The sequence below is a fragment of the cf. Phormidesmis sp. LEGE 11477 genome (genome assembly GCF_015207105.1).
Taxonomy (GTDB): domain Bacteria; phylum Cyanobacteriota; class Cyanobacteriia; order Phormidesmidales; family Phormidesmidaceae; genus Phormidesmis.
In genome coordinates, this window is sequence record NZ_JADEXO010000024.1 from 15,730 (window position 1) to 27,973 (window position 12,244).

Annotated in this window: 9 protein-coding genes and 1 tRNA gene; 5 read left to right on the forward strand and 5 right to left on the reverse strand. The window is 48.8% G+C overall.

The features are described 5' to 3' along the window. Positions 1–202: 202 nt before the first annotated feature. Positions 203–577, reverse strand: a complete 375-nt coding sequence (locus tag IQ256_RS09325; protein WP_370623394.1) for a DUF2237 family protein — start codon at positions 575–577, stop codon at positions 203–205. Positions 578–719: 142 nt separating this feature from the next. On the opposite strand from IQ256_RS09325, the gene msrB reads away from it, so the two are divergent. The 3 genes from msrB (at position 720) to IQ256_RS09340 (ending at position 3,091) form a co-directional block, all read left to right on the forward strand. Beyond that, positions 720–1,169, forward strand: coding sequence for a peptide-methionine (R)-S-oxide reductase MsrB (gene msrB / locus IQ256_RS09330; RefSeq protein ID WP_193855270.1), 450 nt, complete (start codon positions 720–722; stop codon positions 1,167–1,169). A 46-nt stretch (positions 1,170–1,215) separates the two neighbouring features. After that, positions 1,216–2,037, forward strand: a complete 822-nt coding sequence (locus tag IQ256_RS09335) for an alpha/beta hydrolase (RefSeq protein ID WP_193855271.1) — start codon at positions 1,216–1,218, stop codon at positions 2,035–2,037. Positions 2,038–2,161: 124 nt separating this feature from the next. Next, complete coding sequence (locus tag IQ256_RS09340; protein WP_193855272.1) at positions 2,162–3,091, forward strand: LysR family transcriptional regulator; 930 nt, start codon at positions 2,162–2,164, stop codon at positions 3,089–3,091. A gap of 119 nt (positions 3,092–3,210) precedes the next feature. On the opposite strand, the gene IQ256_RS09345 is transcribed toward IQ256_RS09340, so the two are convergent. Continuing rightward, complete coding sequence (locus tag IQ256_RS09345) at positions 3,211–5,181, reverse strand: lipoxygenase family protein (protein WP_193855273.1); 1,971 nt, start codon at positions 5,179–5,181, stop codon at positions 3,211–3,213. A gap of 78 nt (positions 5,182–5,259) precedes the next feature. Further along, positions 5,260–9,348 carry a LamG-like jellyroll fold domain-containing protein gene (locus IQ256_RS09350; RefSeq protein ID WP_193855274.1) on the reverse strand — a complete coding sequence of 1,363 codons (4,089 nt, stop codon included), beginning with the start codon at positions 9,346–9,348 and terminating at the stop codon, positions 5,260–5,262. 595 nt (positions 9,349–9,943) lie between these two features. On the opposite strand from IQ256_RS09350, the gene IQ256_RS09355 reads away from it, so the two are divergent. Beyond that, on the forward strand, positions 9,944–10,495 hold the full coding sequence (locus IQ256_RS09355; RefSeq protein ID WP_193855276.1) for a GNAT family N-acetyltransferase: 552 nt from the start codon (positions 9,944–9,946) through the stop codon (positions 10,493–10,495). A 28-nt stretch (positions 10,496–10,523) separates the two neighbouring features. On the opposite strand, the gene IQ256_RS09360 is transcribed toward IQ256_RS09355, so the two are convergent. After that, the gene (locus IQ256_RS09360) at positions 10,524–11,357 is read right to left on the reverse strand and encodes an inositol monophosphatase family protein (protein WP_193855277.1); all 834 of its coding nucleotides are present in this window, start codon (positions 11,355–11,357) and stop codon (positions 10,524–10,526) included. Positions 11,358–11,548: 191 nt separating this feature from the next. Next, the gene (locus tag IQ256_RS09365) at positions 11,549–11,917 is read right to left on the reverse strand and encodes a 2Fe-2S iron-sulfur cluster-binding protein (RefSeq protein ID WP_193855278.1); all 369 of its coding nucleotides are present in this window, start codon (positions 11,915–11,917) and stop codon (positions 11,549–11,551) included. Between the two features lie 231 nt (positions 11,918–12,148). On the opposite strand from IQ256_RS09365, the gene IQ256_RS09370 reads away from it, so the two are divergent. Continuing rightward, positions 12,149–12,235: transfer RNA gene (locus IQ256_RS09370), tRNA-Ser, on the forward strand. Positions 12,236–12,244: the final 9 nt, after the last annotated feature.

Here is a 12,244-nt window from a genome sequence, read left to right on the forward strand (position 1 = left end):
TGAGCTGCTAGTCAGAATATCCCAACCAGATCTCTGGCTGCTAGCGTTTGGGTCCGATTAGAAATTCGGCCAAAGCTATAGCTTTTATCGTAAGGAATTGCAGGTCAAGAACGTATTGTTGCAATCGGCAGTGCTACTAGGCGTATGTTCTTTGAACGCGAGGGTCTGAAGACTTTGATTGGAAGAGTCTGAACACAAGTCTTCAAACTGAATGCGCTTTTAGATCCTCTAGGCTGACATGCTGTAGGGCTGCTTTGTGCGTAGAGGCTAATACAACAGGTGGAGCGACGCCATCATCCATGGCTTCTTTCCAGCGGGCCGCGCACAGGCACCACTTATCTCCTGGCTTTAGTCCTGGAAAATTGTATAAAGGCTGCGGTGCGCTCAGATCATTGCCCTGTGCCTTGGTATAGCGCAAAAAGGCGTCAGTAAGCTGGGCGCAGACAACGTGAACGCCTCTATCTTGTGGGCCAGTGTGGCAACTGCCATCCCGGTAGAATCCAGTCATTGGGGAAGTACAACAACTTTCTAAAGGGCCACCGATCACATTTTCAGCTTTGACTTTGGCATCATCTATCACTGTTAGTTGTCTCCTATCGTCTATTAATGCAATTGAAAATCATCCGTAAGTATGACTTTCCCTAAATACTACTCTGCTAACGAATACGTTAGGATCAAAGCGACCGCCCATACAAGGAATAAACCAAGGAGTAGACACTATGCCAGATAAGGTCGTTAAAACAGATGAAGAATGGAAAGAGCAACTTACCCCTGAAGCCTATCAGGTCACGCGCAAGGCGGGTACCGAGCGAGCCTTTACTAGCCCACTGAACAACAACAAAACTGAAGGCATTTATAGCTGCGTGTGCTGTGGTGCAGAGCTATTTACCTCAACGACCAAGTTTGATTCTGGCACAGGCTGGCCGAGCTTCTATGCGCCTAGCCAATCCGAAAATGTGTTGAACAAAAAAGACTTTAGCCATTTTATGATTCGCACAGAGACTGTTTGCGCTGTCTGTGATGCCCATCTAGGTCATGTATTCAACGATGGCCCCAAACCTACGGGCAAACGCTATTGCATGAATGGGGTAGCGCTCGCGTTTGAGCCTGCGGATGTGGATGGCGATGGCCAAGTCAAAGGGGCTAGTCCGGCTGAGGCTACCAGCTGATCCTACCAGCTAATTAATGTAGTCATAGGCTGCAACCACCGGATCGATGCGATTACATACTAAAACTCAAGGTTCTATTACCGGCTATCCTGTCCTCTGTTTGCACGGTCATCCCGGTAGCGGCGCGGCCATGAGTGTCTTTACTGATACTTTGGCCGCGTTGGGATTTCGGACCTATGCACCAGACCTGCGGGGGTATGGCCACAGTAAAACGGCATATCCTTTCGAGATGATCAGGCATCTAGACGATCTAGAAGAACTGCTGGCCCGATACGGAATTAAAGAGTGTCTGGTGTTGGGCTGGTCTCTGGGTGGAATTTTGGCAATGGAGCTAGCGCTGCGTCGATCTGATGTCGTGCAGGGATTGGTGCTGATCGGAACAGCAGCAAGACCTAGAGGATCGCATCCGCCGATCTCACTGCAAGACAATGTGATGACTGGCATTGCAGGACTTGTGAACTGGGTAGTCCCAGGGTGGAAAGGTGCGATCGCCCTCGGCAAGCAGTCTCTTTTCCGATATTTAATCTGCAACCACACGCCCACAGCGTACTCGTACCTAGCTAAGGCAGGCGCACCCGCTACGCTACGCACCAGTCGCCATGCCACCACCGCTCTAAACCAGTCTATTCGAGCTGGCTACAATCGCTTGCCCGATATCAAGGCATTGCAAATCCCAGTGCTGATGCTATGCGGAGAATGCGATCGTCACATCACCGCAAAATCCAGCCTAGAAACGGCTCAAGCTTTGCCAAACTGCGAATCTCACTGCTATCCAAACACCGCCCACCTGTTCCCCTGGGAAATTCCAGACCAGGTGAATTCAGACATTCAAAACTGGCTAGGCAGGCATAAAGAACGCTTCAATTAAGTCTTCAGTTAAGTACTGAGATTGATCGCGTTTCAACCTAAGAAAGTCCACGCAAAAGGTGTTCTCAAGTAGTAATAGTTTTCCTGGCTTAAGATAGGGTAAATGCTCGGTCGTTTGAGAATCTATGGCGGAGATCAATGTCAATCGAATCAAGCTGTCTCAGCTGCGGGCACTGGTGGCGATCGCGCGCACTGGCACCTTTAGTGATGCTGCCTCTCAGCTAGATCTTTCGCAGTCGGCGGTGAGTCATGCGATCGCCACGCTAGAAGAAGAACTCGGCGTTAGTTTGCTCAGTCGTGGTCGTCAGGGCGCGGTACTCACGCCTGTGGGACAGCAGATCACCCACGAAGCCAAGACGATGCTTTCTCATCTCAAAATTATTGGGCGAAAAGCTCAAGATGCAAAGGGTTTGCAAGCTGGACTGGTTCGAGTCGTCGGCTTTCGTAGCGTCGCAACTCACGTGCTGCCTGTTGTGATCGAAGAGTTTAGAAGGCTTTACCCTGGCATCAGCGTCTCAATCGGCGAAGGTAACGACGTACGCGGCGCAGAAGAAATTCTACGCCGAGGCGAAGCCGATATTGGCTTTACCTATCTGCCTGTGAGTGATGCTTTTGACGCCTGGGAGCTATTTCGCGATGACTACGTCGCCCTGCTGCCAAAGGCAAAAGCACCGACTACCCAACAGCCGCTCGATTGGGAAACGCTGAAAAAGCTACCCTTAATCCTGCCGATGCCAGAAGACGGCTGTCGCTATAACGTCGATCAGTATTTGCTAAGACACGGTCAGACTATCGCCCCTGCCTACGAAGTCAAAGAAGATTCAACCGTAGTCAGTATGGTTCGCCGAGGTCTAGGAGCCACCATCATCGCTAGACTCGCCGCCGAACCCATTCCCAAAGACGTTGCTGTTTGTGAACTACCCGTTCCTCTGCAAAGAGTAATTGGTGTTATCACCCTCGCTGACGCGCTACAGACGCCGCCTGTCTTCGCCTTTCTAGACACGCTCAAAGCCACTTGGGAACAAAAGGCGAACATTGTTCCTGCTAGAAGATGACGCTCCGAGCAATCGAACCCTCCGACTGGCCGTTCGTTTGGTCTGTGCTTGAGTCCACCTTCAGAATGAACCTTGCCACCATTTGTCCTGATCGGCAGCTCGCGATAGCTCACAGTCGTCTAGACACTGATACTCATCAAGATGGTATCAACTGGAATGCCGGGCTGGATTGCTTCGCGGTGCTGCCATAGGGCTGTTTTGAGCTTGATGGCCTCAGAGGTCATAATGGGGTTGTATTTCACCGTAGTTAGATTCCATAGCGTAATTACTTGGTCGGCATTTTTGGCCGCCACCTCAGGATTGTTTTCTTTCCACATGCCCAGGGTGGCGTATTCCACATCGCCGCCGTCTTCATACTGTTTGTTGTTTACCCATGAATGTTGGAACGTGCAGATATAGATGACATAGACGCACAGCTCTCTAAGATCTGACATCGTTTTGATATCCAACGTGCCTAGCTCTGGTTTTAGAACAGAGTGAGCGCTTAGATCTTTCGACATTTCCTCAATCTCTGACCAGTGCTCTTGAATGTCGGCTTCATGTTCGTCAAAGAAATCCTTAACGTAGCCGGTCAAAAGCGTCCACATGGCGATCGCAGCCGGGTCAAAGTGATTATTTTCGACGTAGTCAGGCATGGTCTGCTGCCGAGGCGTCCAGTTACGGTAGGTCTGGGTTTTTAGGGTTTCTAACAGCAGGCGATCGCTATCTTTAAAATTAATCACCGTTAGTCTAGGGACAATGCCTTCACTCTTCTCATCTCCCATCAACATGGTCAATCCATCTTGATCAATTTTCAGCAAACTCTCAAAGTGCGGTTCGAGCAGCGCCTTAATCGGATTGTCTTTTACATTGCGGAAATACGCCATCGCATACTGATCCATGTTTAGATGGGTAGCCCCCAAATGAGCATGTAGCTCATGAGCCACAAACTCAGCGCAGCGGAATAGTTTTTTGGCCCATTCCCATTCACGATCTTGCTTTTTAGGATGTCGAGTTTGCTTTTCAGTTTCTCCATACAGCAAATACTCAATTGAATGAGGGGTTAGCTGTTGATTGTCTAAACAGAACCGCGCTTCAATGTACTGAGGCAAAATGCCGTTTTCGTCAATGCTGACATCCTTAAACTCATAGCGGATAATGTACTGCCAGGGGTGATCGTCTACTCGCTTCATCTGGCCGGGATGAAACCCATTCAAACGGCGCTCCACAAAAAACTCGTCGCTAAACTTATCGGGATGCAGGCGAGTGAGGTTGGGCTGCAAGTAGCTAACAGCATTTAATTCAAACTGATCGGCCTCTGGATTAGGCAGTGTCAGAAGCGGGTTAATGACCTGTAAGCCAATGCCACTGAGATAGAAGTTGAAGTTCCATCTTAGACTGGGCGCAACACTTTCTGGCAGCGATTGAGTTTGATCAAAAGTTGGCGCATTAGGCGCGTAAACAAACTGCGTCTTAGGATCGGCAGATGCAGGGGCTTGGCTAGAGGGTTGCTTAGTAGAAGGCGGCTTCGCAGAGACTGTCTCTGGTTTTACAGACGGGTTGCTGGTGACTGGAGCTGGTTTCTTGGCGTTGGATACCGACGCTGCTGGAGTGGATGCAAGAGGTGTTCCTACTGCTTTCATGGGGTGGGGACTTTCAATAATCCAGATATCTGAAGTTCCTTTTTCGGTGGTTATGTACCCGTGATTGCGGGTGTCGGCAGACAGTTTTTGCTGGTCGTAATGACTATTGGTGATAGACACCTGATCTCCGTAGTGAATCGCACCTCCACCAGAAATTTTACGAATCTGCCAGCCTTGTTTGGCAGCATCGTAGCCGTCTTTCCAGTAATAGCAGTTATGACTGTCAGGAAAAGCACCCAATACATTCTTGCTTCCTAAACTCTTTTCTGAAGAAACAATTTTTACAGTATCTCCACTCGTAAGATTGCCAGTTTTTCCTCTGAGTTGGAGTTCTATTTTCCCCGTGTTGTCTAGCTGAGGCCAGCTATATCTTCCTTTGTCTGCAGCAACTAGGTGCTGACCGTTTTTGTGCCTCAAGTAGAATTTATCACCAAATTTTATGGCCGTAGCTTGGGCTTTTGCAGGCATGATACTTCTCTCACTTGTGTTAAAGGGCAGTGGCGTTTTAAAGGGGCTACCTACCGTTCGGCAGCCCAAATGAGGGTGCTATATGCTGATGCTCATCAGCAGTCGATCGAGCGGGAGTCCTGGTTCAATTGAGTCGCGTTGTTCCCAGACTGCTTTTTTCAGCTCAGTCGGCCCCATGTCCATTACCAGGTTGTAGCGAACAACAGAGAGGTTCCATAGCACGCTTGCCTGCTTAGACTTTCGCGCCATCTGTCCTACAAATTCACCCATATTATCCTTGGGATTAACGGCTTCCCACAGGCCCATAGAGCCGTACTCAACATCTCCACAGTCGTCATACTGCTTGTTGTTTACCCAAGAGTGGTAGAAGCTGCTGGTATATATCAAATAGGTACACATTTGCTTGAGATCGTCCACTGTTTTAATGTCCAGCGTCCCTAGTTCCTTCTTAAGCACAGAATGACTACTCAGATCGTCAGACATCCCTTCAATTTCTGACCAGTGTTGTTTGATGCCTGCTTTGTTCTTGGTAAAGAAGCTGTCGACGTAGTCTTGGATGACTTTCCACATGGCGATCGCAGCCGGGTCAAAGTGATTATTTTCCACTGTATCTGGCATGCAGTCTTGCTCAGGGGTCCAATCCCGATAGGTGAGGCCGCTAATCTCTTCTTTTAGCAGCGTATATAGTCCATCTAGGCTAATCGCTGAGGTCTCTGGAATCATGCCATCTATAGGCTTTCCATTCACGCTTTTGTAGCCAATGATGTTAGTACCGCCCCGCTGGTTGATGTTCAGCACCCCTTCAAAGTGAGGCTCCATCAGCTTTCTAATCGGATTGTTGATCACGTTGCGGTAATACGCGACAGCATACTGGTCAACGTTGAGATGGGTTCTACCCAGATGAGATCGACTCTCATGGTGAACCATTTCAGCACAGCGGAAAATCTCTTTTGCCCTTTCCCAATCACCGCTTACTGGCGTGTATTTCTCAGACTCTGTTTTGCCGTGCAGCGTGTATTCAATCGAATGGGGGCGTAGCTGCCGCCCATCTAAACAGAACCTGGCTTCAATGGTTTTAGGGAAAATGGAAAAGGGATCAACTTCAATCTGGCTGAAGTCGTAGTTCACTACATACTGCCAGTCTGGGTGCTCAACCCGTCTAAGCTGGCCGGGATTAATCCCGTTAAGTCGGCGCTCTACAAAAAACTCATCGCTGATCTTATCCGGGCGAAGCTTAGTCATGTTGTGAGGCAAAAGAGGACGAGGATCTTCTTGTCTCTCGATAATCTGTAGCGTCAATAGTGTCCCCACTAACCCTTTAAAGGCTTGGTGAAAGTTCAGCAGCCAGCGCGTGGTGCTCTGGAGTTCAGCCGGGAGCGTTTTATCTGGGTCAAACTGAGCGATGTTGCTGTTTTCAGCGTAGGAAATTTTCTCTTTAGGTGTGGGCACTTTCACCGGCAAATCGTCGCTGATTGCCCAGCTTACGCCGCGCATAACGCCGTAGCGGTCATACACTGTAGAATCGCAAGCGGTGGATTCAGATCCTCGATTCAGCATCCAGTAGCCCATCAGAGCGGGTTCTTTGCGGTTTACATACGCCAAACGACGCGACATATTTGTCTTAATTTGATCGGCGCTGCGGGCGGTGTTCCAGAATCGGAAGTCAGCGAGTTCGCCAGCAAAATGGTCTTCGTTTGGATAGCGTTTGCCAAGCAGCAGCTCAGCATTAACTGGAGGAGCGATCGCACCTTTCAACTTCTCTTTGCCAACCGACTCACCATTCACATACAGTTCCACCTGCTGACTATCTAGAACAACTGCCAGGTGATACCATTCGCCCAGCTCAATCACCGCGCTATCCCACGACTGAATAATCTGATTCTTGCCAGCGTCAGTAGAGTAAATAAACTGAGGAATTTTCTTCTCTGCGTCAATCAACAGCCCATAGTGGATCGCTTCTAAGTCAACAGGGGGAGTTCCTGGTGATTGAATCGGATTGTACTGCTTAGCAAAAACAACGCTCTTTTTATATGCCGATAGTTTTGTCCAGCATTCTAGAGTGAGCGTATCGTCCGGCTCCTGATAGTCTAGTGAGGCGCTACGGCCAATACTTACATAGCTGTCTTTCCCATTAAAAGAAAGCACAGGCTGTGGCTGTGCGGCAGGTTTGGCATAAGCACCTAATCGAATCATCAATATGTTGCGGTTCCGGTCTTGAGTCGCACCATAAGCGCCACAAAATCCTATGATTTCTTCTCCACCCGCTTCTAGCGAGAAAGGCGTGATCTTGGTCTGTCTGTGTTTACTCTCTCCCCCAAATACTTCAGAGGACACACCGTTGCGGGTATGAAATTGCAAACTGATAATGACGGGTACCGAATGATTCTGGGTTTGTAGTCCCCAAGTCCCTGTTACTTTGGTTAAATAGTCGTCGTCGTCGATAAAGAATACTCTGGGGGTGTCGCCAAGCCTGCCAGAGTCAACATCAGCATTCGGGACAGTGACGGAGTCCTGGTAGGCAACGCCCAAACCATCCACCGCCCAACAGGCCGCAACTCGCAGGGCCACGATCTTTGCCCCAGGCGTTCGATGGTCGGCCAAAAGGTCAAAATCCGTGGCGTCAGTAGAGCCGCCAACGGGCTGTATTTTGAGTTTGTTTTGAGCTTTAGGCTGAGTTTTAGGCTGGGTTTTAGGCATAGTGTCCTCGGGGGAATCTGACTGGGAATCGGCAGATGAAATTGTGAGAGTTCTGGTGGTGTTATTAGCAGATGACTGATATTCGATGTCATCTGACTCGTCTGGATCGGGTAAGGGAACAGTGGGAGAATCGACTAACAGACGCATCGCTGAGAGCAAGTAATCTCCCATCCGATGGTCGCCAACGTTATCTAAATCGAGCCGGGTCAGAGACTTGCCAAAATTAGCGATGCGGTCCCAGGCGGACATTTGACCGTCTTTGTGCAGGTTCCCATCAGCATCCCAATACACCAGCGTCCCCATATGCTCGTACCAGATGTGAGGGACGCGCGGTACGGAATCGTTGTCGTTAATCACTCGAAAGAATCGAGCTTTGAAGTCAGCATCAAAGGCTTGGGCCAGCTTGCGATCGCCCACCCGAGGCTGACCAAACGTATAGGCCCCCATGACGTTGTACTTCTTACCTTCTTGCAGCCGCAACGTGGCACAGGCTAGGGCTGCGAGCGCACCGCCTAAGCTATGGCCCGTAATCCAAATCGGCTGATTGTGAGTATTGAGCTTGTCCAACGACTTGATAATTCTGGGCCAAACCGAGCGCAGCGATCGATAGAACCCACTATGAGCGTTGCCTATAGGCTTATCAGTGGGCCAAGCATCTTTGTCAAGCTCGATGTTAGTAAGCCAGTCCGTAAGGTTTTCAGTACCGCGAAAAGCCAAGATTATCTTTTCATCATCGCCAACAATAAATCCTTCCGCGTCCGTTTCACCGTTGGTATCACTAGATCGAAAGAAAAACTCTTGATTGTTCTTTTCATCGAAGGTAAAGCCCAAAGCACTTAATAACCCTTGGCAAGGCTCTGACTTTTGATAGGCCATATTAGCGCAATAGCCTAAGTAGGCCATGTTAGCTAGGCTAAATTCCTCAGCGGTCGGATTGAATAGTTTTTGTAAAAATACGGCTTCTGTATTAGGTTCTCCGGTCACCTGATAATCATCAGATTCTATAAACCACCACTCATTAGCGCGAGGTACGGTGGTGACATAGCCTTCATAGCGCGTATCTCTTGACAGCCGCTGATCGTAGTGATCGTTAGTCAGATAAAACGCATCGCCATAGTAAATCTGTTTGTCGCCTTCTTCAATTTCTCTTTTTGTAACTCTCCAGCCTTGTTTTTTAGCGTTGTAGTCTTTCTTTCCGTAATAACAAGAACGAGAATCACGCCAGGCCCCTAAAACTCGCTCTTCTCCAATAGCGGGCTCTAGTCCTACAATTTGAACTGTCGCCCCGTCTACAGCATCACCTTGAAGCTTCACCTTAGCCTTGCTTTCAAAGCCGAGCCGGGGCCAGTTGCGTCGTTTGGCATCGTCCGGCTTCGGAAATACGTCCGATAGATAGGCTCCGCTCATATGCCGCAGGTAAACAACATCTCCCGCTTTAACGGGAACTTTCGATTCGGTTTGAATCTGCATGCCAATAACTTCCTATTTTTTAACTTAGGACAAACACGACAGGCAAAATATTCCAAAAACATTCCAAGAGCAATTATTTCAAGAGTAATTGTTTTTACCTGTAGCCATAGGTGAATAGTGACCAATCAGTGAATAATTGAGCCTTATTCTTATTCTTATGTCCGCTGAGCAGCGTTTATTTAGGCTGCTATCGCTTTTACAACAATCAGAAGAGAGAATAAAACTAGAGAGAATTATCTATCTCCAGACCTAAGCCTGTCACAGTATCTCGAAAGGGGGTAGGGATAAAAGTGGTGTTGTATCAATAGAGGTATGCGATCGCAATCCCCAAATCTTTCATCAAGTCGGATAAACTAGTTAGGGCAAAGTAGAAACTATTCCCGTACAATCACACTGACTTTAAGATAGAAAATGGCTGGCACTATAGATTTTCACCCGTTAGCAGGGACGAAGCTGAAAATCTAAATACTGGTATCCTCTTTGTATAAATTAAGTCAATCAAGCACTGTGACAAAAGATACAAAATGGTTTTGCTGACTATGAAGCGTTATCACTTATTTGTTTGTATTTATGTCGTTTTCTTATCGTTATATAAATGATTATCCGAGCGATCGAACCATCTGACTGGCCGTTTGTTTGGTCTCTGCTTGAGCCCACTTTTAGGGCGGGTGAAACCTACGCCTTTTCTCCTGATATCTGCGAATCTGAAGCCTATCAAGTTTGGGTAGAAAGGCCAAGAGCGACCTACGTTGTCGTCCAAGAGGGCGTAGCTAAAGGGACTGCTGTTGAGAAAGTCACTGAAGAAGTCGCTGTTGAGGAATGCGATCGCAGCTCTCGCATTCTAGGAACTTATTACATCAAAGCAAACCAACCTGCACTAGGCGCTCACGTTTGCAATTGTGGCTACGTTGTTGCCACCGCAGCTAGAGGAAGAGGCATCGCCACCGCCATGTGCGAGCATTCCCAAGCAGAGGCAAGGCGCTTAGGCTTTATTGCTATGCAGTTCAATCTAGTGGTATCCACCAACGCAGCCGCAGTCAGACTATGGCAAAAGTTAGGATTTGAGATTGTTGGCAAATTACCAAAGGCATTTCAGCATTCTGTTGCCGGATTAGTTGATGCGTTTGTGATGTACAAAATCTTGTAATTAAGTCCTTGTAATGAAGCCCAGTCGTTCAAGATCCTGACGGCGCAAACCTGGCTAATGGATCTACATCAGCAAGAACATCACTCAGCTCGCTATGAATGTGACCATTGGTGGCCAAAATTCGACCGCTCCCGATATCAAATGAACCCTCGTCATAAGCGGTCACTTTGCCACCCGCTTCTTGTACTAAGATGACACCCGCCGCCACGTCCCAGGGCGATAGCCCTCGCTCCCAGTAACCATCTAGTCGGCCACAGGCGACATAGGCCAAATCAATCGAAGCCGCCCCACCCCGGCGAACGCCACGAGTGAGATGAGTCAACTCACAAAATTCTGCATAGTTATTGTCAATTGTTTCCCGGCGGTCGTAGGCAAAGCCAGTGACCAGCAGACTGTCGGCCAGCGTCTCTGTCTTCGAGACGCTAATCGGCTCTCGGTTACAGGTTGCGCCTAACCCTTTGGCGGCTCGAAAAAGGTGATTGTGAACCGGATCAAAAATGGCCCCTACCGCAGGCTGATTGTTAATTAATAGACCCACCGAACAGCCACAAAAGGGATACTGATGCGTGTAGTTAGTCGTGCCATCTAGTGGGTCAACGGCCCAAAGTAATTCGTCCGTTTGCTTGCCAATACTGCCGGATTCCTCAGCGAGAATAGCGTGCGTGGGTACATGGCGGCGTAAGACAGCGAGCACTTCCTTCTCGGCGGCTTTGTCAGCTTCGGTCACGAGATCTCCAGGACGGCCCTTTTGTTGAATATTAGAAAGATTGCCCCAGTAATGCTGGAGCACGGCCCCTCCCGCGCAAGCAGCTTCGGTAGCGATATCAAGAAAGCGCTGGAGATCTTCGGAAGAATAAGTCATCTGGAGAGAATTTCTTTAGGAATATTGTCTGAAACCGCTATCTTTCGAGAAGACGAGCTCGTAGCATGAGGTGGATTGACGCCTTCCACTTCATACCGAGACTCATTTCTTATCTCTCCCGGCAAGAGATTTGCTGCAGGCTGGGTCAACTGTAGCCGGGTTAGATTAGCTGCGGACTAAGCTGGCTTCTATTAATCGTCGTCGATCAAGATGCCAGAGCGGGTCTTACCTTTGCCAAAGTAGCGACCAAATTGGAGTTCATAAACCTCGTCTTCGTCTTGAGTTTCTACTTCTATATCGCTGCGGGGATAGCTAACGCACAGCAGCGCATAGCCCTGTTCGCGCAGGTCAGGAGAAAGGCCCATCGCCTCGGGCTGGTGAACTTCACCCGAGAGCACGCGAACGGCGCAGGTGGTGCAGGCTCCGTTGCGGCAGGCATAGGGCAAGTCGGCGGCTTGATTTTCTGCGGTTTGCAAGATGTAGCGATCGCGCGGCACCTGCACTGTATAAACCGTATTTTTCTGTCGGTGGTGAATGCGAATGCGGTAGGTTTCAGCCATGACAAGGATAATGACAGGGACAGTTGAAGCGAAAAGTTAGATCGAACAGTGCTTCTATCATTACACGGATTTCATGACACAAAAATTGATTGAGCAGGTAGCTATGCGAACGGTTGACGAGTCGAAAATTAGTATTGTATCCAGGTCGCTTTCTGCTACGATGGCAAAGCTGTAAGTCGTTATCTCAAAAGACCTTAGTTGGCTTTGGGAGTGCGCTTACTAGCCTAATCAGGAGAGATGGCCGAGTGGTTGAAGGCGCAGCACTGGAAATGCTGTAACGGGGCAACTTGTTCGAGGGTTCGAATCCCTCTCTCTCCGTTCTTATTA

What these genes read in the sequence shown, in the direction of transcription:
- msrB (WP_193855270.1), top strand. Translation starts at nt 720, where the DNA reads ATGCCAGATAAGGTCGTTAAAACAGATGAAGAATGGAAAGAGCAACTT.
- IQ256_RS09335 (WP_193855271.1), top strand. Translation starts at nt 1,216, where the DNA reads ATGCGATTACATACTAAAACTCAAGGTTCTATTACCGGCTATCCTGTC.
- IQ256_RS09340 (WP_193855272.1), top strand. Translation starts at nt 2,162, where the DNA reads ATGGCGGAGATCAATGTCAATCGAATCAAGCTGTCTCAGCTGCGGGCA.
- IQ256_RS09345 (WP_193855273.1), bottom strand. Translation starts at nt 5,181, where the DNA reads ATGCCTGCAAAAGCCCAAGCTACGGCCATAAAATTTGGTGATAAATTC.
- IQ256_RS09350 (WP_193855274.1), bottom strand. Translation starts at nt 9,348, where the DNA reads ATGCAGATTCAAACCGAATCGAAAGTTCCCGTTAAAGCGGGAGATGTT.
- IQ256_RS09355 (WP_193855276.1), top strand. Translation starts at nt 9,944, where the DNA reads ATGATTATCCGAGCGATCGAACCATCTGACTGGCCGTTTGTTTGGTCT.
- IQ256_RS09360 (WP_193855277.1), bottom strand. Translation starts at nt 11,357, where the DNA reads ATGACTTATTCTTCCGAAGATCTCCAGCGCTTTCTTGATATCGCTACC.
- IQ256_RS09365 (WP_193855278.1), bottom strand. Translation starts at nt 11,917, where the DNA reads ATGGCTGAAACCTACCGCATTCGCATTCACCACCGACAGAAAAATACG.